The sequence below is a fragment of the Plastoroseomonas hellenica genome (assembly GCF_018129085.1).
Lineage (GTDB): Bacteria > Pseudomonadota > Alphaproteobacteria > Acetobacterales > Acetobacteraceae > Plastoroseomonas > Plastoroseomonas hellenica.
The window spans coordinates 1-18,787 of record NZ_JAAGBB010000015.1 but is presented as its reverse complement, the minus strand read 5'-3'; the positions used below and the strand labels follow the sequence as shown (position 1 = coordinate 18,787).

Here is an 18,787-nt window from a genome sequence, read left to right as displayed (position 1 = left end):
TACTCATCATGTAAAGCGGGCATGGGCCCGCGGCAAGGCCTTCGGGGGATCCCCATGCCCAGCTTCAGCGCATCACCATGAGCGACACGGCGGTCCTTACGCGGGAGCGGGTGCTGTTCCTCGCGACCGGCCTGGCGGGGTCCTTCCTCGTCACCCTCTCGGCCCAATTCGTCTCTGCCAATATCGCGGATGTGCAGGGCGGCACCGGCCTCTCGGCCGACGAGGCCTCCTGGATCACGACCGTCTATACGATGGCGAGCTTCGCCGGGATCATCGCCTCCGGCACGCTGATCCGGGCGCTCGGCCCCAGCCGTTATGCCGCGGCGAATGCGCTGGTCTTCGGCGCCATGGCGCTCGCCTGCGCCGGCGGCGGCCCGCTCTGGCTGCTGCTCACCTTCCGCGCGCTGCAAGGCCTCGCCGCCGGGTCCTTCGGGCCGCTCGCCTTCGTCGCGGTCTTCATGGTCATGGGCGGGCCGCGCCTCGCCTTCGGCCTCGTGCTGCTGTCCTTCGTGCTGCTGTTCCCGACGACGCTCGGCCCGATCGTCTCCGGCTTCGTCCAGGATGCCTTCGGCTGGCGCAGCCTGTTCCTGATCCAGGCGGGGATCGGCGGCGTGCTGGCGCTGGCGGCATTCGCCTGGCTGCCGCGCCCGCCGGTCAATCGCGCGGCGCTCAAGACCGACTGGGCGGCACTGACCCTGCTCTCGATCGGCCTCGCGGCGCTGATGCTGGTGCTGAGCCAGGGCACCCGCCGATTCTGGTTCGAGAATGAGGTCGTCACCTGGGCCGCGGCGGCCGCACTCGGCGCCACGGCAGGCTTCGTCTTCCTCGCGCGCTTCTCGCCCCTGCCGGTCATCGCGCCCGCGCTGCTGCTCAACCGCCGCTTCGGCGTGCCGATCACGCTGAACCTCGTCTTTCGCGCCGGCTTCGCGCTGAGCACCTGGCTCATTCCGCAATTCCTCGCGCTGACCCAGGGCTACCGTCCGCTGCAGATCGCGGAGCTGCTGCTCTGGGCCGCGGTGCCGCAGGCGCTCGCTTTGCCGCTGGTCTGGTGGCTGCTGCACCGGCTCGACAGCCGCATCGTCATGGGCAGCGGCTTGCTGCTCTGCGGCCTCGGCGCGGCGCTGGTGATGGATGGCACCAGCCTCGTGGCCGGCGAGCAGTTCCGCTGGGCGCTGATGCTGTTCGGCACCGGGCAGTTGCTGTTCCTCGCCCCCGATCTCCTGGTCGGCGCCGGCGCGCTCAAGCCGGCCGACCTGCCGACCGCCTCGATCGCCTTCAACGTGACGACGACGGGCGGCACCACGCTCGGCGTCGCGCTCGTCTCCCACTTCGCGACCGAGCGCGAGAAATTCCATTCGAGCTTCCTCACCGAAGCGGTGTCGCTCTACGCCACCGCACCGGCGGAGCGGATCGCCGCCATGGCGAATGCCCTCGGCAGCCGCCTGGTCGATGACGCCGGCGCGGCCAGGCAGGCGGTCGCGCTGCTGGCCGCCGCGGTGCGCCGCGAAGCCTGGGTGCTGTCCTTCAACGACGCCTTCCTCGTCCTCGGGGCCGTGCTGATCCTCGGCGCGCTCGGGGTCATCGCCATCGGCGCCAGCAAGCCGCTGCCGCGGCGCACGTCAGTCACAGGAGACCTTCCATGAAGCTCTACACCGCGGCGCTCGGCGGCATGCTCGTCGCCGGCAGCGTCTTCGCTGCCGCCTCGACGGCGCTGAACCCGGGCGGCATCCTGCCCTTCGGCCAGGCCACGACGACCGACAACGCCTTCGTCCGCGGGGAGGTGACGCCGATCAGCCCCAAGGTCGCCGGCTACATCGCGGAGCTCGGCGTGCGCGACAACCAGGCGGTGCAGGCCGGCGACATCCTGTTCCGCATCGATGACGCGGATTACCGCGCCCGCGTCGCGCAGGCCGCCGCCGCGCTGGAGGGGCGCCGCGCCGCGATCGACAACCTCGCGACCCGGCTCGAGCTGCAGCGCGCCGCGATCGAGCAGGCGGCGGCGGTGCTGCAGGGCGCCGAGGCCGAGGCTTATCGCGCGCAGCGCGACTTCACCCGCCAGCGCCAGCTCACGCGGGATGGCTGGGCCTCGCAATCCCGCGGCGACCAGGCGGAATCCGAAAGCCTACGCGCCGAGGCCCGCGTCGCCGAAGCGCGCGCCAACCTGACCGGCGCGCGCCGGCAGCTCGCTGTCCTCGACAGCCAGCGCCCGCAGCTCGAGGCCGATCGGGATGCCGCCGCGGCCGCGCTGCGCCTGGCGGAGATCGACCTCGAGAGCACGGTGGTGCGGGCGCCCGTCGATGGCTGGGTGGGGGAGCGGCAGGTGCGGCTCGGCCAATATGTGCGGCCCGGCACGCAGTTGATCGCCGTGGTGGCGCGCGAGATCTGGATCGTCGCGAACTTCAAGGAGACGCAGCTTCCCGGCATCACCCCCGGTGCTGCCGCCACCATCACCGTCGATGGCGTGCCCGGCATCCGCTTCACCGGCACCGTCGACAGCGTCTCCCCCGCGAGCGGCGCCCAATTCGCGCTGCTGCCGCCCGACAACGCGACCGGCAATTTCACCCGCATCGCGCAGCGCGTGCCGGTCAGGATCAACCTGCGGGGCAGCGAGGCCGAGCTGGCGCGGTTGCGGCCGGGCCTGTCGGCCATCGTCAGCGTCACCGGTGCCGCCGCGCCCGATGCGCCCAGCGCGCGCCAGGTGACGCCGCGCACCTGACCCCGGCCGCTGGGACGGGCAGGATCATCACCGCAGGAGAGGGGAGGGCCGCCATGGCGAGCCAGCAGCGATTGTTCCTGGAGGATCTGGCGGAGGGCATGCGCTTCGCCGCCGGGCCGGTGCCGATCGAGGCGGAGGAGATCAAGGCTTTCGCCGCCCGCTACGACCCGCAGCCCTTCCACCTGGATGAGGAGGCGGCGCGCGGCAGCCTATTCGGTGGCCTCGCCGCCAGCGGCTGGCACACCGCGGCGCTGACGATGCGGCTGCTGACGGAGGCGCTGCCCTTCGCGCAGGGCGTGATCGGCACGGGTGGGGAGATCAATTGGCCGCGGCCGACCCGCCCGGGCGACAGGCTGCGGGTGGAATGCGAGGTGCTGGCGGTCCAGCCCTCCCGCTCCCGCCCCGCCGACGGCTGGGTGACGCTGCGCACGACCACGCTGAACCAGGCGGATGAGGCCGTGCAGGTGCTGACGGCGCGGCTGCTGGTGCCGCGGCGGGCGGCGGCTGGGACGGTCCAGGGGCCGGGCGCCTGACGGCTCTGAGCCCGGTGGAGGGAGGAGAAGGCTTCGGCATCGCGGTAGGCACCTTCTCGGCCTTCTTCGGCGGCGCTGCAAATGAACCACTATGTCCGCTGCGGCGCATGGTCTGCACCGCGTCCGCCGCTGTGGTTCTCAAGGATCTGTGGTGGGCCATTAAACAGGCGTGCGCCTTGCGGGAGAGGCGGTGACGGGAAAGAAGCCGTAGCGACCTTGCGTGTGCTGCTTAGAGAAGAAATGCATCACAATGCGCGGCCGCAGCGCGGGCTCTGGATCCTCGTTCTCGAGCACTATGAGTTGCGAAGCTGCCAAGCGTGTTGCCAGATCGCTATAGAAGGCTTGTTTCACCGCTACCTTCTGATCTGATGCGAGTTCGTCGTCGTGATCGGCTTCGCGAAAGGTGACGAGTGGGGAGTCGAGCACAGCGAAGCCGACCGAAGAACGGCCGAGCGTCGCGATGGCGAGTTGCAGGCCGAGCGTGAAGGCAGCATGGGTGAGGGCGCGCAGCCCTTTGCCTTGGTCGCCGCGCCGCCGACTACCTAGCACCATGTCCTGATCACGCTCGTCGAAATACACCGGCTTCTCATGGGGGAAACGCCACGCGGTCAGCAATGTCTCGACGCTGTCACTGAAGGCCTTCACGCTTGCAGCAGGAAGTCCGGGCCGCTCGTCGGTCGCGCGCCCAGCGGTGCCCAGTGCGGCCTCGGCTTCGGCGCGCCGGCCACGCAGAGCCTCAGTGCGATCGACCAGTGATCGCGCTTCCCGCACCTGGGCACGTGTCTCAAGTAGCTCGGTATGCTCGGCACGCGCCACTGAAAGCGCTGGCGCTAGCGTCTCGCGCAGAAGAGCGTCGGCTGCGTCGAAGGAGGTACGGGCGATCACGGCGTTCGCCTGAAGTGCCGCCAACTCGCCAGTGAGGTCGGCAACTGTCTCAGCAAGCTCGAGCCGTAGTTGACGAATCTTGGCGATCTCAGCCTTGCAAGCGGTCCGCAGCTTTTCGATGTCGCCGTCATGGGGAATGCCCTCGTGGGTGTGACCACCTGCTGGCGCGCCGCACAGGGGACAAGGGCCCGCAGCCAAGGCAACGAAGAACTGGCCAGCCTCCGCGACCGCCTCTAGCCGCTCCAGATCGGAGCCATAGCTCTGGTCGAGTAGGGCGAAGCGTTCGTTTAACCCTTCGATCTCGGCCCGGCGCAGATCAATCCTCTCTCGTGCAGTCCAGGCCTCGCGACGCGCTGCTGCTTGTACCTCGAACGCCGACCGCTCGACGGAGAGCGCTTGCTCGCTAGTGGCTATCGCTGCCTCAAGGCGCGCTTCTTGGTCGGCCAGGTCGGAAGGGTCGGCGATGAGCGCCTTGAGGTCATCCTCATAATCGACGATCAACTGGTCGAGCAGCGCGATCTGTGCCTCAATTTCGGCCTTGGCGATGGTGCGCTTCTTCACGGCGATGAGCGATCCGTCGTCAACGCCGGTCAGCAGCAGCTTAAACAGACTTGCTTGCACGGTGCGCTGCGTGGCCTCCCCCGTAAATACGGGGGAGCTCTTCTTGATGATACTCTCTTCGTCGACGAGGATGAGGGGAGCAAGATTGCGGAAGCTGAGATTCTGCAGCTCGTTGTTCGCATTCTTCCGTAAGCGCTTTTGATCGAGGTCGATCAGGCGAAGCAGAAAGGTGCTGATATTGTCCGCGTCGGTCGCCGAGTGGCGCGCACTGAGTTTGGTCGGCTCGGCACCGGGATTGGCACTATCAGCGAGGAGGAAATCCCCGCCCTGCAGCGCGCGGGTTAGTGTGAAACAGCGGCCATCCAGCGCTTTGATCGCCAGATGCGCCTGATCGTAACCGAGGCTTTCAGGAATCTGCCGCGGTGACGTCGCACTGCCGAGCATGAAGTCGATCGTCTCAACGATGTAGGACTTGCCGGTGTCCGAAGGTCCGGAAATGACGTTGAGCCCAGGAGCGAATTTGATCTCCGCGTCGACCTTGCCAGGACCAGTGACACGGAGCCCGCGAAGTTGGAACCCGCTCATAGCTGCCGCTCCGATGGCCGCTGGATGACCTGAAACTCGCGCGTCCAACGATCAAAACGGGAGTCGAAGTAGCTCCTGAGCTCGTCGTCGTTGAGAAGGCCGAAGACCTCTACGGCCCATTGCGCGCGCTCGCGCAACAGACACGCGTAGCGACTTTGCAGGCAGTCCAAGAAGGGGCCGGCTTCATCGGAAGCGCTGTAGCGTATGCCAGTCGGATGGGGGCGACGCTCCACCAGCCGGCGGCTGATAAGCAGCAACAGTCCCCTTTCGATGATTCCTCGCCGAACGAGCAACTCTCCATTTCGTAGCGGTGTGCTGGGATGCAGACTCTCCGGACCATCCGCATCCTGGGAGTGTACGACCAGGTAATCGAAATAGAGCAGCCTTTGGAGATCGTAGGTCGAGGGATAAGCCTCGACCAAAATCGAGAGGGCACGCACGCCGGTTTCGAGTGCGCTGTTGAAAGGGGCTCCCACGCGTTCCGATTCAGCCACGATCTGGAACCCAGGTCAGGCGATCGTCGTTGGCGAGCTGATGGCAGATGCCGTGGCGGTCTGCGATCTCAACGCGCCCTAGAAGCGCCGAGCTGGTTAGGGCGAGCGATGTTGCTTGTTGCGTGGTCGCATTGACGCGCGTGAGGCCACAGGCATGATCGGCCTCAGCGACATCAACTACGCCGTCATAGATCTGGTTCTGGAGGTTTTCGAAGGCGCCGTCGGGGAGCGTGTCGCGCGAGAAACTGTGGAGCGCTTCGGCGCAGTAGAAGCTCTCGCGTGCCCGTTTGAAATGGGCCTGATGCTTCGGTCCGAGATCCGCGAGAGTGGCGACAGGCTTGTTTCGATTGTCGCCATAGGCACCGAGCAGCTGGGCGACGTAACGACTTTCGACAGGGTCAATCGCGGCTGGCGGCGAAGGTGGGGCCGGGCGCGCAGGCAAGCCTAAGCCAAACCGAACAGCGAAGAAGGGTGTCGCCATCAGACCTTCGATGAGCTTGAGCGGGGGTAGGTGCCCGACCCTGCTGAAGTCGAACGTGCTGACATAGCCAGCGAGCGCGCCGGTGAGCGGGATCGAGGAGCCTGCGGTGAGATGGCCAGAGCACTTGTCAGACCATACGGCAATCAGCCCCGCCCGCAGTTCTTCGGGCTTCTTCAACAAGCGCATCAGCTTAGTGCCAACACCACGCGGTGCCACGAAGTAGTAACGCCGGGGAACACTGTAGGCGCCCTGCTGTGTGAAGTAGCAAAGCTTCCCAAGCTCGAGCCAGATGTCGCTCGGCGCAAGTGGGTGATCGTAGTGTTTGCATTGGTAGTTGTCCCACGCGCCGTTGGGTTGGGAAGCGTCAACGGTTGCGACGATGTCGCAGCCCATGTCGCCCGCACCTCCCGCACGCTCAACAAGCCCGTACCCTGGGAGGCTGGAGGCCCACTCATCCACGCAGCCCTCCCAGTCGGAGGCAGAAAAGAGCTTGAGACGCTCGATCGGTGGTATCGTCGGGCCTGTGCGGATCTCAAGCGGGTCCGCAGCACCCATCTTCTTCGTCACGACAATCGAGTGCGCCGGTGGTTTCATTATTCTACGCTTTGACGGGCGAACAGGGCGCTCAACTGCATTGCCGCGCGCCAATGATCAAGAAACGCAGTAATATCCACCGCTCGCTACTCCCCCTTTCGGCCAGATATCGCACACTGGCCTCGAATAGGAAACGCCTTCGTCCCGTTTTAGATGACCGGTAAGATGGTCCTTCGGACACGAACCTCATGTTCGCCGATCATCAGATCAGCGAGCCGGGCTTCGCTGACTGTAGGCCAGTGCAGGCTTGTGCAGGGTTCTCCATTTAGACCGTACACGCGCGCGGACGCTTGAAATGCAAAACCCTGCACAGGCCTGCACTTCCGTTCTGACATCAGAACACACCCGTCTCTGAGGGCAGCAGGCGCAGGTCGACAAAGACCACGCCCTGGTTCGTCTTCTTCTTCGCGTAGTGCTTCTCCAGCTTCACCGAGAACGCCATCTGCGTCCCCGCGCTCTCCCCCTGCGCCTTCGTCCACGCCTCCCAATCCCGGAACAGCGCCGATGACGGCGCCTGCGCCCCGCGCTGGGGCGCGCAGCGCTCGGCCAGCCACTGCGCCAGCAGGTCCTGCTCGTGGAAGTAATCGGCCGTCGCTCCCCGCACCGCCTGCGGCATGCCGAGGCCCTCGCGCTGCCAGGCCAGGCACCCCTGCACCGCCCAGGCGAGGATCCCCGGCAACTCCTGGCGCAGCTTCTCCGGCAGCGCCGGGTCGGGCGCCGGCGGGCGCCAGGTCAGCGGCAGCAGGTGCAGGCGGCGGCGCATCGCATCGTCGGGGTTGCGCAGCACCGGGCGGTGGTTGCCGACCATCACCAGCTTGAAGGCCGGCGTGTATTCGAAGAAGTCGCCGCGCATGAAGCGCGCGCTGATGCGGTCGCCGCCGGTCAGCGCCTTGATCCGCGCCTCCGCCAGCACGCGCCCCGCCTCCGTCTCCTGCGCCACCACCAGCCGCGCGCCGCGCAACCCCGCGACGTCCGTCGGGTGCCGGTCGGTCGGGCTCGCCATGAAGGTCTCCATCGGCGCCGTGACGGCGTAATCGCCGAGTGCGGCGGCCAGCGTGTTCACCAGCACGCTCTTGCCATTGCCGCCGGGGCCGCAGGCGAACAGGAAGGCATGCTCCCGCGTCTCCCCGGTCAGGATGTAGCCGGCCCAGCGCTGCAGATACGCCGCGAGCGCGTCATCCCCCTGCGTCACCTCCCGCAGGAAGCCGCGCCACAGCGGGCAATCCCCAGCCGGCGCCGCACCCGTCACCTTGGTCAGCAGGTCGCCGCGGCGATGCGCGCGCATGGCGCCGCTCCGCAGGTCCAGCACGCCGGCCGGCGTGTTCAGCACCCAGGGGTCCGCATCGAAATCATCGGAGCGCCGCGCATGCTGCGGGTCGCTCCGCGCCAGGCGCTCCACCGCGGCGACCTTCTGCGCGCTGGCGATCGCGAGGTCGCCGCGCCGCTGCCCCGCCCGCGCCGCCTGTTCCCGGCACACCAGCCGCGCCAGGTTGAACACGGTCAGCACCGCATCCTTCGCCCAGCGGCACCCGTCCCAGCGCAGCCACTGGCCCCAATCCGGCACATGCAGCAGCGCATCCGCGTAGCGCGCGGTGAAGGCCAGCGCCAAGGCATCGTCGGAGAATTCCGGCGGCACCGCAGCGGCGATGGAGGCGCGCCCGTCATCCGGCGGGATCAGCCGCGCGCCCGCCGCCTGCAGCCGCTGCTCGGGGGAGACATAGGCGCTGGTCATGCCGCGCCCCCGCGCGTCAGCTCGTCGAAATCGCCGGCCGGCGGCGCCAGCACCCGCACCTCCGTGCCCGCTGCGCACCAGCGCCGGGCGCAGCCCTGCGCGGCCGCCATGCCCGCGCCATCCCGATCGGCGAAGATCGTCAGCGCCTCGATGCCGGGCAGCACCGGGAAACGCGCGATGGCGCCCGCGCTCGCCGCCGCCCAGACCGGCCGCCAGTCGAGCCGCTGCATCACCGCGAGCGAGGTCTCCATCCCCTCCGCGATGCCGAGTCCGACAGTCACCTCCTCGTCCGGCACCAGCCGGATCACGCCGGCGCGGCCGGTCATCATCTTCGCCTGGCCCGGCGCCTTGCCGCCGCCATCCGGCGTCAGGAAGGTGCGGTGCACGCCGCAGGGCTCCGCGGTCATGGGGTCGCTCATCAGCGCCAGCATGGCGGGCAGCCGGTCCCGCCCGCGCGGGCAGCGCCCATGGAAGCGGAGCGGCGCGTCCTGCGGCAGCGTGAGGCCGCGGCCGCGCAGATAGGCCTCCACGATCGTGCCCGCGGCCGGCGCCGCCTCCCGCCACAGCGCGCGCGCCAGTGCGGCGGTATCGGGCGCGGCCGGCGGGGCAGGGGGTGCGGCCACTGCCGCCGGCGCCACCGCGCCGCCGCTCCAGCGCCGCGCCCAGTCGAGCGCATCGCGCATCGTGCAGCGCCTGAGATGCGCGATGAGGCCGAGCGGATCGCCGCCGATCCCCGCCTCATGGTCGTACCACTGCCCGCGCTCCGGCCCGGCGATCGCGACGGAGAGTGAGCCGCGGCTGCGGAAGCGCAGGCTCTGCCGGCTTCGTCCGCTCGGCGCCGCGCCGACCAGGTCGCGCGCGATATCCGCGATCCAGGGCACGAGGGCGGCGTTGATGTCGGCGATGCCCCCGCCACTCACGCGCCGCGCTCCCCGCGGCGGATGCGGTTCATGCGTGCGGCCACCGCCTCATCCGGCAGCGCCGGCGGCAGCGCCGCGATGAAGGCGCGCAGGCCCTCCATCGGGACCATCGTCAGCTTGCCGAGCTTCACCGCCGGCAGCAGCGGCCGGCCCTCGGCATCGGTCTTCTTCATCAGCGCATAGAGCACGGTGTTCGATCGCAGCCCGAGCAGGCGCGTCACCTCCCGCAGCGGCACCAGCAGCGGTTCGCCTTCATGCATGTCGCAGCGCCTTCGCCAGCCTGTGCCACGGCTGTCCAGAGGACGCAGCCGCGGGTCAAGCGGCGCGACTGCGCGGGCCGCCCGGGGGCATTGACAAATTTATTTGTCAAGCTAGCCTGCGGGCATGATCGACGTCGAAGTCATCAGCGATGCGGGTGCCGCCGCGACCGCGCTGGAACCGATCCGCAGCCGCCTGCTCGCGGAGCTCGCCGAGCCGGCCTCGGCAGCGGCGCTGGCAGCGCGCATGGGGCTCGCGCGGCAGAAGGTGAACTATCACGTGCGCGCGCTGGAGGCGTGCAAGCTGATCGAGGTCGCGGAGGAGCGGCTTTGGGGCGGCCTCACGGAACGCCTCTTCATCGCCTCCGCCCGGTCCTTCGTCGTCTCGCCGGAAGCGCTGGGACCGGCCGCCGTCGATCCCGCGCGCAGCAGGGACAGGCTCGCCGCGAGCTACCTGATCGCGCTCGGCGCCCGGATCGTGCGCGAGGTCGGGGATCTCTGGCGACGCGCGCGCCAGGCCGACAAGCATCTCGCGACCCTGGCACTCGATACGGAGATCCGCTTCGCCTCGCCGGCCGATCGCGCCGCCTTCACCAGCGACCTGACGCGCGCCGTCACCGAGCTGGTCGGCCGCTACCACGATGCGGCCGCGCCGGGCGGGCGGCCGCATCGCCTCGTCCTCGTCTCCCACCCGCTTCCCACGCCCGCCAGCGCGAAGGAGTGATCATGCCCGTCAAGAAGGAACCGTCAGGACGCCGCAGCGTGCAGGCGGAGACCGAGGTCCCCGGATCGCCCGAGCAGGTGTGGCAGGCGATCGCATCCGGGCCCGGGATTTCGTCGTGGTTCGTTCCGACCAGGCTCGATGGCCGGGTCGGCGGCACCACGGCATCGGAGTTCGGGCCCGGCATGGAATCGGCCGCGACGATCATGGCGTGGGAGCCGCCCATGCGCTTCGTCGCGGAATCCGAAGGCGGCCCCGGCCCGGGCAAGGTCGCGACCGAATGGACGGTCGAAGCGAAGGCCGGCGGCACCTGCACGGTGCGCGTCGTGCACAGTTGGTTCGCGAGCACCGATGACTGGGACGATCAGTTCGAAGGCCACAGCCATGGTTGGCTCTCCTTCTTCCAGATCCTGCGGCTCTATCTGCAGCACTTCGACGGTGAGCCGAGTGCGCTGGTGCAACTGCTGGCGATGTCGGCCGAGGCGCAGGAGAAGGCGTGGGACGCGCTGGTCCGGCCGCTCGGCCTGGCGGCGGCGAAGACCGGCGAGACCGTCACGACATCCGCCGGCCCGCCCGCGTTGCGCGGCGTCGTGGAGGTCGTCAATCCGCCGCAATGGCCGGGGCTGATCCTGCGCCTCGACCAGCCCGCGCCCGCGATCGCGCATCTCTTCACGATGCCCATGGCAGGACAGGTCCTGCTGTCGGTGCGGTTCTATCTCTATGGCGCCGCCGCCGATCGTGCCGAGGATATTCGCCACGCTTGGCAGGACTGGCTCGATCATGCGTTTCCACCGGCGGGACCAGCGCCCGATCCGACTTAGTGGTCAGAACCTCGCGCTTGGTGTCTTCCCATCAGAGCCATCTCACCCGCCGACATAGGCGGCGAGTTCGTCCGGCGCTCCCGTTGGGAAGGCAGTCTTGAGATATTCAAGGAAAGCCGAGACCCGGGCGCTCAGCAGGCGGCGCGACGGGTAGAGCGCCCAGAGCGTGATCTCCGGCCCGTCGACATCGCCCCAACTGACCAGGCGGCCAGCCATCAGGTCCTGGCTGACCAGCGACACCGGCAGGCGCCCTGCGCCGGCGCCCGCCCGGACCGCGTCCCGCACCATGATCATCGACGACAGGCTCAGGGTGGGCTCCACCGGGATGGTCGAACGGCCCGTCGGGGTCGAGACTTTCCAGACCTCCGGCCCTGTCGCTGGCCCCCGCACGACGGCGGCCGCGGCTGAGCCGTCCGTCCGCCGCGCCAGGGCAGGGCTGGCCACCACCACCAGGCGATCGTGCAGAAAGGCGCGCCCGACGAGCGTCGCGTCCGGGTCCGGGTTCACGCGGATCGCGAGGTCGTAGCCCTCCTCGATCATGTCGACGCTCCGGTCTTCCGTCGTCACCTCGAGCCGGACGTCCGGGAATTGCATGGCGAACCCGGCGGCCAGCTTGCCCATCGCGGCCTGCGAGAACAGCAGGGGCGCGCTGATCCGCAGCCGCCCCCGCGGGGTGCTCCCGCCGGAAGCGATCGCCGCCGCGGTCTCGTCGATCTCGGTGAGCAGCGCGGCCGTCCGCTCAGAGAGCGCCCGACCTTCCTCGCTGAGCTTCAGCGTCCGTCCGCCGCGCTCGAACAGGCGCAAGCCGAGGCTGGCCTCGAGCTCGGCGACCCGGCGCGACAGGGTCGCCTTGGGGCGCGCCGCGGCGCGGGCAGCGCGGCCGAACCCGCCATGCCGGGCGACCAGGTTGAAATCGGCGAGGGCGAGCAAGTCCATGCGTTCCACCAGTGAGACGGTGCGTCCAGATATAGCGCCTATCGGTCACCATGTGGATCACTGATCTTCCGGGCGTCACTCGAACCCCGGAGATTTCCTCATGACCATCCTCGTCACCGGCGCCACCGGCCGTGTCGGCCGCCACGTCGTCCAGCAACTCGTCGCGCGCGGCGCCGCCGTGCGTGTCCTCACCCGCGATCCCGCGAAGGCCGGCTTCCCCGCCGGCGTGCAGGTCGTGCAGGGCGAGCTGCTCGACATCGACGCGCTGCGCACCGCCTTCACCGGCGTCCGCACCTTGTTCCTGCTCAACGCGGTGGCGGCCGACGAATTCACCCAGGCGCTCATCGCGCTGAACGTCGCCCGCGAGTCAGGCGTCGAGCGGGTCGTCTACGTGTCGGTGATCCACAGCGACCGCTGGGCGAACGTGCCGCACTTCGCGGTCAAGCTGGGCGCCGAGCGGATGATCGAACAGATGGGCTTCAGCGCCACCATCCTGCGTCCGGCCTACTTCATCGACAACGAGCTGATGATCAAGGACGTCATCTTGAACCACGGCGTCTATCCCATGCCGATCGGCGGCAAGGGCATCGCCATGGTCGATGCCCGCGACATCGCGGAGGTCGCGGCGATCGAGCTGATCCGTCGCGATCAGGCAGCGGGCAAGCTGCCGATCGAAACCATCAACCTGGTCGGCCCCGCGACGCTGACGGGCCCGGACGCGGCGGCCATCTGGTCCGAGGTCCTGGGCCGCCCGGTAACCTATGGCGGCGACGATCCCGCCGGCTTCGAACAGAACCTGGCCAACATCATGCCGAAGTGGATGGCCTATGAGATGCGCCTGATGGCCGAGCGCTACGTTGGCGACGGCATGATCCCGGAAGCCGGCGACGTCGAGCGCCTGACCAGGATCCTGGGCCGCCCGCTGCACGCCTACCGCGACTTCGCGACGCAGATCGCCGCGACCGCCGCGCAATCGGCCTGAGCCCCGGACACCACCCGCAGCAAGGATGACGACCATGATCTATTCGACAGCCACCATTCCCGTGAACCCGCAAGGCGAGACCAGGCTGACGCGTGCGCAGGTCTGGGCAGGCCTGGAGCTCAAGGCCCGCGACGCCCGCCTGTTCCTGCCGCCCGGCCTCTGCACCCGCTGCGATGTCGTGGAGGAAAGCGCGACCCATTTCGTGCGCGAAGCCACGATCGCCGGCGCCGAGTTGCGCGAGATCATCACCCTCGAGCCCGAGACCAAGGTCACCTTCTTCCAGGCCACTGGTCCGCGCGAAGGTGCGATCGTCAACGCGCTGTACGAAGACGAGGCTGGCGATCTGCAGCTTCGCTTCTACTGCTATCTCGGCCTGCGCGGGAAAGAGCCCGGCGGTCCCGAGGAGCGGGCCGAGCAGGCCCAGTTCGACAGCGCCGACGGCTACAAGGCCGCGCTGCTGTCAACGCTGAGGCGCACGCGGGAGCTGGTCGCTGGGGGCAAGCTCTGATCCAGGGGGCGCGGCGCCGCGCGGTCACGCAGCCATTGCTTGACGGCGATGGCGCCGCTGCCCAGATGACCGCCGAGAGAGACCGGTCCGGGCCCCTCTGGCGCAAGCCTTCCGGCACTTGTGCGATGTCGGATCGCGGCGACACCGGTGCCGGAAGGGAAGCCGCCATGATCCGCGACCTGTTTTTCACGCTCGTCACCTGGCTCGTCGTCGAACCCGCGCAGGCGCAGCTCGCCGAGCGCCTGCGCCAGCTCGCGGCGCCGCCCGCGGTCATCCAGCAGGTCACGACCTGCATCGCGGCGGCCGGCCCGGCGCTCGCCGATCGCTACAGCGAGGCCCCGGTCCATGGCGTGGTGACGGCGCTCCGGCTCTGGACCGGCCTGACGCGCTATGACGCCGTGCTCGGCGCGGAGGTGCCGGAATGCGGGCCGGCGCTGCGCGCGGCGCAGCCCTATCTCTCCGGCCTCGCGACCTGAGAGCCCGTTTGAAAATAGCTGCGGGCCGCCATTTCCAAACGGGCTCTGACCCGGCGCGGCGTCATACCGCGCGGGTCATCCCGCCATCGACCCGGATGTTCTGGCCGGTGATGTAGCCGGCACCCTCCGAGGCGAGGAAGGCGACGGTCGCCGCGATCTCCTGCTCCGTGCCGTAGCGCTGCATGGGGACGCTGCGCCGCCGCTCCTCGGTCGCGGGCAGGCTGTCGATCCAGCCCGGCAGGATGTTGTTCATGCGCAGGTTCTCCGCCGCATAGGTGTCGGCGAAGAGCTTGGTAAAGGCGGCGAGCCCGGCGCGGAACACCGCCGAGGTCGGGAACATCGGGCTCGGCTCGAAGGCCCAGGCGGTCGAGATGTTGATGATCGCGCCGCCCTTCTGCGCCTGCATGATCGGCGTCACCAGCCGGGTCGGGCGGATCACGTTCATCAGGTAGACATCGAGGCCCGCATGCCATTGCGCGTCGGTGATGTCGAGCAGCGGCGCCCGCGGCCCATGCCCGGCGCTGTTGACGAGGATATCGACGCGGCCCCAGCGGCGCATCACCGCATCGAACAGGCGCTCGAGATCCTCCGGCGACTGGTTGGAGCCGGTGATGCCGAGGCCGCCGAGCTCCTTGGCCAGCGCCTCGCCCTTGCCCGAGGAGGAAAGGATGGCGATGCGGAAGCCATCCGCCGCCAGCCGGCGCGCCGCCGCCGCCCCCATGCCGCTGCCACCCGCGGTCACCACCGCCACCTTCTCCGCTGCCATCGACTGTCTCTCCCCTTCGGCGCGCCTGATGCTGCGCCTCGATATCGGCCCTGTTCGCGATCGGCCAAGGTCAGGCGCGGAGTGCCGCCAGCGCGTCCCAATCGAAGGCCACGCCATGCCCCGGCCGGTCCGGCGCGATGGCGCAGCCCTCCTCCATCCGCAGCGGCTCCGCGATGATGCGCTCCAGCCCGAAGCCATGCGCCTCCAGGAAGGAACGGTTCGGGCAGGCGGCCAGGAGCTGCACGGTGATGTCGTGCGCGCCATGGCTGGTGACCGGAAGCTGGAAGGCCTCCGCCAGCCGCGCCACCTTCATGAAGCTGGTCACGCCGCCGCAATTGGTCACGTCCGGCTCCGGGAAGGAGACGCCGCCCGCCGCGATCAGCGCCTGGAATTCCCAGAGCGAGCGCAGGTTCTCCCCGGAGGCCACGGGCAGGCCACCCTCCCGCAGCACGCGCGCATGCCCCGCGACATCCTCCGGCACCACCGGCTCTTCCAGCCAATAGGGATCGAAGGGGGCGAAGGCGCGGGCGGCGCGGATCGCCTCATCCGCCGTCCAGCGCATGTTGGCGTCGACCATCAGCGGGAAGCCCGGACCGAGATGCGCGCGCATCGCCTTCAGCTTCTCCACATCCTCCGCGAGCCGGGGACGGCCGACCTTCATCTTGATGGCGCGGAAGCCGCGCGCCAGGTTGCCCTCGGTCTGGCGCAGCAGCGCATCGACGGAGAGGTCGAGGTCGATGCCCCCGGCATAGCAGGGCACGCGCGGATCATGCCCGCCGAGCAGCCGCCACAGCGCGCATCCCGCGCGCTTCGCCTTGAGGTCCCAGAGCGCGATGTCGAAGGCGGATTGCGCCAGCACCGCCGGCCCGCCGCGGCCGCCGTAATGCAGCGCCCACCAGACGCGGCGCCACAGCGCCTCGGTCAGGTCGGCATCTGCGCCGGCGGCGATCTCCGCGATCTCCTCGGCCAGGATGTGGCGGATGGCGCCGCCATTGCGCCCGACGGTGTAGGTGTAGCCCATGCCCTCCGCACCCTCGGCATCGAAGACGCGGCAGGTGATGAGCTCGAAGGCGGGGATGGCGCCATGGGTGCTGTCGCTCAGCACCTCCGGCAGCGGGATGCGGTAATGGCCGGCCTCGATGCGGGCGATGGCGGGCATGGGCGTTCCTCCTCTTCCTGCCAGACTTTTCGGCGATTCCGCTTCAAGTCATCACGCTCTAACGCGGCCAGAAGGTGACCTCGATCACGTCGGGCTCGACGGGCACGCTGTCATCCCGGCTGCCCTGGAATTCCATCCAGCTGATGCGCGCCGTCACCGTGGCGGCATCGAGAAGGAAGAAGGGCCCACACGGCAAGGGGTCGGGCATCGACGGGCTCGACAGCGTGAACTTCTGCGAAGGGAAGCGCGCTTCGACCGTCTCGATCCGCGTCCATGGCTTGCCGCTCATCGGCTCCACCGGCGCATGGTCCGGCTCGGATCCATGGATGCGGATGCGGACCTGCTGCTGCAGGCAGTCATTGGTATAGATCACGATCCCCGTGGGCGGGACGAAGAGGCTGCGCCGCTCCATGTCGGGCGTGAGCTCCGTCGGCGGCCGGAAGGCGGCATCCTCGCAGTCGATGAGATAGAACTGCCCGTAATCGGCCTGCCAGGCGAAGCTCGCCCAACCGCGTATCGTCATGTCGCCATCACCGCTTTCTGGCCACGAGGAACGGCCGTGCGTCCCGGCCGCGCGAAGCATGATAGGCGCGTTCGATGATGTCGAATCCCACTGCCGCCATCGCGCGCTCCAGCTCGGCCACGGAGAAGGACGCCACATAGGGCGCCTTGCCGATCACCTGCATGACGGGCACGGCGATCCGCACCAGCGGGTTCATCTCCTTCAGGCACGGCGTCTTGGAGATGAACAGCCCGCCCGGCTGCAACAGCCGATGGATGCCACGCAGGGCCGCTTCCCTGTTGGCCACCAGGTGCAGGAGGTTGAAGCCGAGCACGACGTCGAAGCTGGCATCCGGCCAGGGCGCCGCATCGGGCGTTGCCACCTCGAAGGCGGCATTGGCGTGGCCTGCCGCCGCGGCCCTTTCCCGCGCGATCGCGATCATGCCGCCGGAGATGTCGGTCGCCAGGATGTGCCGGAGGAAGGGCGCGAGCTTGAGCGCCGTCGTCCCCGTGCCGCATCCGAATTCGATCGCCGTCTCGTCGCCGCGGAGATGATGCCGCGTGCGCGCCAGCGTGCGCTCATAGCCCGCCATGTCGCTGATCCCGCTGGCCGCGTATTTGCGCGCGGTGCGGTCCCAGAAACGCGCGGCGTTCGCGGTGCGGATCATGGCGGTCTCCTGCGCCGTGCTTTAGCACGGGCGCAGGGATCTGCGATCGGGGCGTTGTCGCCTATGGCGTCTTCTGGACCTCGAACCAGGACAGGCGATAGGCGCGCACGCTGATGTCGCCGATCGCGGCCGGCAGCAGCGACGCGGCATTGGGCCCGAGATCGGCCTTCTCGATGTAGCGGAAGCCACGGATCAGCTCGGGTATCCCGACGGTGATGGTGCGCCCCCGCTCGTCGGAACGCGCGGGATCGGCGATGCCGACCTCGTCGGTATCGGTGTTGAAGCGGTGGAGCAGCGTCGCATGCCGGTAGGTATAGGGCTTGCTGCGCCCGGTCAGCGGCCAGGCGGTGTCCTGCTGCTCGGTGATGCCGCAGAGGAAGGGGCCCGATTTGGCGCTGAGGTGGTAGCGCAGGTTGTCGCGCAGATCCTGTTCCCGGCTGCGGTTCACCGCATCATCGACCGCATGCCGGTCCTCCTGCCAGAGGACATGCTCCTTCATGCCGAACTTCGATTCGAGGACCATCTTCGGCGAAGCGCCCTGGGTCTTGTCGGGGAACATCGCGCCCAGGCCCTGCTGATCGGGCGCGGCCAGCCCGTGATACAGCGCGATGGCGCGCGCCGATGCCGCCCAGCAGAGCCAGGGCTCGGCCTGCTTCTCCACATTGAACTTCCTGACGTCCACTTCGATGATCATCGTCGATATCTGTCCCTTGCGGCCAAGCGGCCGCGGTCCATCTGGCCGCGTTCGCAAGCACGGCAATGGGCGGGGCGATCGGGCACGCAGGGTTGTGATGGTCCGGCCCGGCAAGGATGCGGCCGCCGGCGCCGCCGCGTGACAGTGCGCGCTACCGGTGCGTCGTGACCCTCAACGGCCGGACAACGCGCCGGCGCGCGAGGCGCATCACGCCGACCGCGGCAGGTTGATCAGGGCGGAGACGATGTGCAGCCCGGTCGGGACATGCAGCACGACGGCAAGGAAGGGGGCGTCGGCGTGGAAGACCGGCCGCATCGAGATGCCCCGCTGCGCGATGATCGCCGTCGCCGCGGCCGCTTCGGTGCCTCGCTCATCCACCTTGAGCACGGCCTTCTGGCGCACCTGGCTGACCAGGACGCCGCGCCCGGTGATGCCGGTGTAGCTGGCGTCGAAGGCCGGCGTGATGCGCCGGAGCGCGGGGAGCAGGTCGCCGCCATGGCTGGCTTCGAATGTCGGCAGCGTCACGCCGACCTGATCCTCCGCGAAGCGCAGGGCGGAGAGCGTCTCCAGGATCTTGCCCTGGCCGACCAGGGTTCTGGCGGCGGACGGGTTGCCGTCGGGCCGCGGCGCCAGCAGGAGCAGCTCGAAATCCCGCGTCGTGTAGCGCAGGCGCACGGCGTGGATGTCCTCCCCTCGCGCGAAGCGCGCGGTCACCACGCCGGTCATGAAGCGCGCCTCGGCGGTGCCGCCGCCGGCGCGGCGGAACGGCCCCGTCCGGGTGGCGGCGGGATCGAAGG

The 18,787-nt window shown here is 69.1% G+C and carries 21 protein-coding genes; 8 read left to right on the top strand and 13 right to left on the bottom strand.

What is annotated here, in order from left to right:
- Nucleotides 1-77: 77 nt before the first annotated feature.
- The 3 genes from GXW71_RS13800 to GXW71_RS13790 are packed head-to-tail and all read left to right on the top strand — an operon-like array spanning nt 78 to nt 3,249.
- Entirely contained in the window at nt 78-1,643 is a 1,566-nt protein-coding gene (locus tag GXW71_RS13800) for an MFS transporter (protein ID WP_211853109.1), read from the top strand.
- Nucleotides 1,640-2,716 (top strand): HlyD family secretion protein, encoded by a 1,077-nt coding sequence (locus tag GXW71_RS13795; protein WP_211853108.1) that lies wholly within the window; start codon nt 1,640-1,642, stop codon nt 2,714-2,716. Before GXW71_RS13800 ends, GXW71_RS13795 begins: the two co-directional genes overlap by 4 nt.
- 53 nt (nt 2,717-2,769) lie before the next feature.
- The gene (locus GXW71_RS13790; RefSeq protein WP_211853107.1) at nt 2,770-3,249 is read left to right on the top strand and encodes a MaoC family dehydratase; all 480 of its coding nucleotides are present in this window, start codon (nt 2,770-2,772) and stop codon (nt 3,247-3,249) included.
- 159 nt (nt 3,250-3,408) lie between these two features.
- On the opposite strand, the gene GXW71_RS13785 is transcribed toward GXW71_RS13790, so the two are convergent.
- The 6 genes from GXW71_RS13785 to GXW71_RS13760 all read right to left on the bottom strand — a co-directional run bounded on the left by GXW71_RS13785 (nt 3,409) and on the right by GXW71_RS13760 (nt 9,761).
- Nucleotides 3,409-5,280 carry an AAA family ATPase gene (locus GXW71_RS13785; protein WP_211853106.1) on the bottom strand — a complete coding sequence of 624 codons (1,872 nt, stop codon included), beginning with the start codon at nt 5,278-5,280 and terminating at the stop codon, nt 3,409-3,411.
- Nucleotides 5,277-5,774: an ABC-three component system middle component 2 gene (locus GXW71_RS13780; RefSeq protein ID WP_211853105.1), complete on the bottom strand. Its 498-nt coding sequence runs from the start codon at nt 5,772-5,774 to the stop codon at nt 5,277-5,279. The genes GXW71_RS13785 and GXW71_RS13780 overlap by 4 nt, the downstream gene beginning before the upstream one ends.
- Nucleotides 5,767-6,822, bottom strand: a complete 1,056-nt coding sequence (locus GXW71_RS13775) for an ABC-three component system protein (RefSeq protein ID WP_211853104.1) — start codon at nt 6,820-6,822, stop codon at nt 5,767-5,769. The genes GXW71_RS13780 and GXW71_RS13775 overlap by 8 nt, the downstream gene beginning before the upstream one ends.
- Nucleotides 6,823-7,183: 361 nt before the next feature.
- Complete coding sequence (locus GXW71_RS13770) at nt 7,184-8,581, bottom strand: phage/plasmid primase, P4 family (RefSeq protein WP_211853103.1); 1,398 nt, start codon at nt 8,579-8,581, stop codon at nt 7,184-7,186.
- A complete protein-coding gene (locus GXW71_RS35445; protein WP_211853102.1) occupies nt 8,578-9,501 on the bottom strand; it encodes a DUF7146 domain-containing protein in 924 nt (307 codons plus the stop codon). The genes GXW71_RS13770 and GXW71_RS35445 overlap by 4 nt, the downstream gene beginning before the upstream one ends.
- Nucleotides 9,498-9,761: a hypothetical protein gene (locus GXW71_RS13760; RefSeq protein ID WP_211853101.1), complete on the bottom strand. Its 264-nt coding sequence runs from the start codon at nt 9,759-9,761 to the stop codon at nt 9,498-9,500. The genes GXW71_RS35445 and GXW71_RS13760 overlap by 4 nt, the downstream gene beginning before the upstream one ends.
- A 124-nt stretch (nt 9,762-9,885) precedes the next feature.
- Between GXW71_RS13760 and GXW71_RS13755 the strand changes: the two genes are divergently transcribed.
- The gene (locus GXW71_RS13755) at nt 9,886-10,482 is read left to right on the top strand and encodes a helix-turn-helix domain-containing protein (protein WP_211853100.1); all 597 of its coding nucleotides are present in this window, start codon (nt 9,886-9,888) and stop codon (nt 10,480-10,482) included.
- 2 nt (nt 10,483-10,484) lie between these two features.
- Nucleotides 10,485-11,300, top strand: a complete 816-nt coding sequence (locus GXW71_RS13750; protein WP_211853099.1) for an SRPBCC family protein — start codon at nt 10,485-10,487, stop codon at nt 11,298-11,300.
- A 42-nt stretch (nt 11,301-11,342) separates the two neighbouring features.
- On the opposite strand, the gene GXW71_RS13745 is transcribed toward GXW71_RS13750, so the two are convergent.
- A complete protein-coding gene (locus GXW71_RS13745) occupies nt 11,343-12,236 on the bottom strand; it encodes a LysR family transcriptional regulator (protein WP_211853098.1) in 894 nt (297 codons plus the stop codon).
- Between the two features lie 100 nt (nt 12,237-12,336).
- On the opposite strand from GXW71_RS13745, the gene GXW71_RS13740 reads away from it, so the two are divergent.
- The 3 genes from GXW71_RS13740 to GXW71_RS13730 all read left to right on the top strand — a co-directional run bounded on the left by GXW71_RS13740 (nt 12,337) and on the right by GXW71_RS13730 (nt 14,202).
- Nucleotides 12,337-13,218: an SDR family oxidoreductase gene (locus tag GXW71_RS13740; RefSeq protein WP_211853097.1), complete on the top strand. Its 882-nt coding sequence runs from the start codon at nt 12,337-12,339 to the stop codon at nt 13,216-13,218.
- A 34-nt stretch (nt 13,219-13,252) separates the two neighbouring features.
- Nucleotides 13,253-13,726, top strand: a complete 474-nt coding sequence (locus tag GXW71_RS13735; RefSeq protein ID WP_211853096.1) for an SRPBCC family protein — start codon at nt 13,253-13,255, stop codon at nt 13,724-13,726.
- A 167-nt stretch (nt 13,727-13,893) separates the two neighbouring features.
- On the top strand, nt 13,894-14,202 hold the full coding sequence (locus tag GXW71_RS13730) for a hypothetical protein (RefSeq protein WP_211853095.1): 309 nt from the start codon (nt 13,894-13,896) through the stop codon (nt 14,200-14,202).
- 61 nt (nt 14,203-14,263) lie between these two features.
- Here the strand turns inward: GXW71_RS13730 and GXW71_RS13725 are convergent, their stop codons facing one another.
- The 6 genes from GXW71_RS13725 to GXW71_RS13700 all read right to left on the bottom strand — a co-directional run.
- Nucleotides 14,264-14,968 carry an SDR family oxidoreductase gene (locus GXW71_RS13725; RefSeq protein ID WP_211853094.1) on the bottom strand — a complete coding sequence of 235 codons (705 nt, stop codon included), beginning with the start codon at nt 14,966-14,968 and terminating at the stop codon, nt 14,264-14,266.
- A 70-nt stretch (nt 14,969-15,038) separates the two neighbouring features.
- Nucleotides 15,039-16,127 (bottom strand): mandelate racemase/muconate lactonizing enzyme family protein, encoded by a 1,089-nt coding sequence (locus GXW71_RS13720; protein ID WP_211853093.1) that lies wholly within the window; start codon nt 16,125-16,127, stop codon nt 15,039-15,041.
- Nucleotides 16,128-16,185: 58 nt separating this feature from the next.
- Nucleotides 16,186-16,650, bottom strand: coding sequence for a hypothetical protein (locus tag GXW71_RS13715; RefSeq protein WP_211853092.1), 465 nt, complete (start codon nt 16,648-16,650; stop codon nt 16,186-16,188).
- Between the two features lie 7 nt (nt 16,651-16,657).
- A complete protein-coding gene (locus GXW71_RS13710) occupies nt 16,658-17,296 on the bottom strand; it encodes a class I SAM-dependent methyltransferase (RefSeq protein WP_211853091.1) in 639 nt (212 codons plus the stop codon).
- A 61-nt stretch (nt 17,297-17,357) separates the two neighbouring features.
- Nucleotides 17,358-17,990 (bottom strand): hypothetical protein, encoded by a 633-nt coding sequence (locus GXW71_RS13705; RefSeq protein ID WP_211853090.1) that lies wholly within the window; start codon nt 17,988-17,990, stop codon nt 17,358-17,360.
- Between the two features lie 207 nt (nt 17,991-18,197).
- Nucleotides 18,198-18,787, bottom strand: a 590-nt coding sequence (locus GXW71_RS13700; protein WP_211853089.1) for a serpin family protein, incomplete at its 5' end; no start/stop codon positions are given.

Bases quoted from the DNA above. Each gene is read 5' to 3' on its own strand.
- GXW71_RS13770 (WP_211853103.1), bottom strand. From the start codon at position 8,581: ATGACCAGCGCCTATGTCTCCCCCGAGCAGCGGCTGCAGGCGGCGGGC.
- GXW71_RS13790 (WP_211853107.1), top strand. From the start codon at position 2,770: ATGGCGAGCCAGCAGCGATTGTTCCTGGAGGATCTGGCGGAGGGCATG.
- GXW71_RS13760 (WP_211853101.1), bottom strand. From the start codon at position 9,761: ATGCATGAAGGCGAACCGCTGCTGGTGCCGCTGCGGGAGGTGACGCGC.
- GXW71_RS13800 (WP_211853109.1), top strand. From the start codon at position 78: ATGAGCGACACGGCGGTCCTTACGCGGGAGCGGGTGCTGTTCCTCGCG.
- GXW71_RS13730 (WP_211853095.1), top strand. From the start codon at position 13,894: ATGATCCGCGACCTGTTTTTCACGCTCGTCACCTGGCTCGTCGTCGAA.
- GXW71_RS13715 (WP_211853092.1), bottom strand. From the start codon at position 16,650: ATGACGATACGCGGTTGGGCGAGCTTCGCCTGGCAGGCCGATTACGGG.
- GXW71_RS13725 (WP_211853094.1), bottom strand. From the start codon at position 14,968: ATGGCAGCGGAGAAGGTGGCGGTGGTGACCGCGGGTGGCAGCGGCATG.
- GXW71_RS13745 (WP_211853098.1), bottom strand. From the start codon at position 12,236: ATGGACTTGCTCGCCCTCGCCGATTTCAACCTGGTCGCCCGGCATGGC.
- GXW71_RS13785 (WP_211853106.1), bottom strand. From the start codon at position 5,280: ATGAGCGGGTTCCAACTTCGCGGGCTCCGTGTCACTGGTCCTGGCAAG.
- GXW71_RS13750 (WP_211853099.1), top strand. From the start codon at position 10,485: ATGCCCGTCAAGAAGGAACCGTCAGGACGCCGCAGCGTGCAGGCGGAG.
- GXW71_RS13710 (WP_211853091.1), bottom strand. From the start codon at position 17,296: ATGATCCGCACCGCGAACGCCGCGCGTTTCTGGGACCGCACCGCGCGC.
- GXW71_RS13755 (WP_211853100.1), top strand. From the start codon at position 9,886: ATGATCGACGTCGAAGTCATCAGCGATGCGGGTGCCGCCGCGACCGCG.
- GXW71_RS13720 (WP_211853093.1), bottom strand. From the start codon at position 16,127: ATGCCCGCCATCGCCCGCATCGAGGCCGGCCATTACCGCATCCCGCTG.
- GXW71_RS13735 (WP_211853096.1), top strand. From the start codon at position 13,253: ATGATCTATTCGACAGCCACCATTCCCGTGAACCCGCAAGGCGAGACC.
- GXW71_RS13740 (WP_211853097.1), top strand. From the start codon at position 12,337: ATGACCATCCTCGTCACCGGCGCCACCGGCCGTGTCGGCCGCCACGTC.
- GXW71_RS13705 (WP_211853090.1), bottom strand. From the start codon at position 17,990: ATGATCATCGAAGTGGACGTCAGGAAGTTCAATGTGGAGAAGCAGGCC.
- GXW71_RS13795 (WP_211853108.1), top strand. From the start codon at position 1,640: ATGAAGCTCTACACCGCGGCGCTCGGCGGCATGCTCGTCGCCGGCAGC.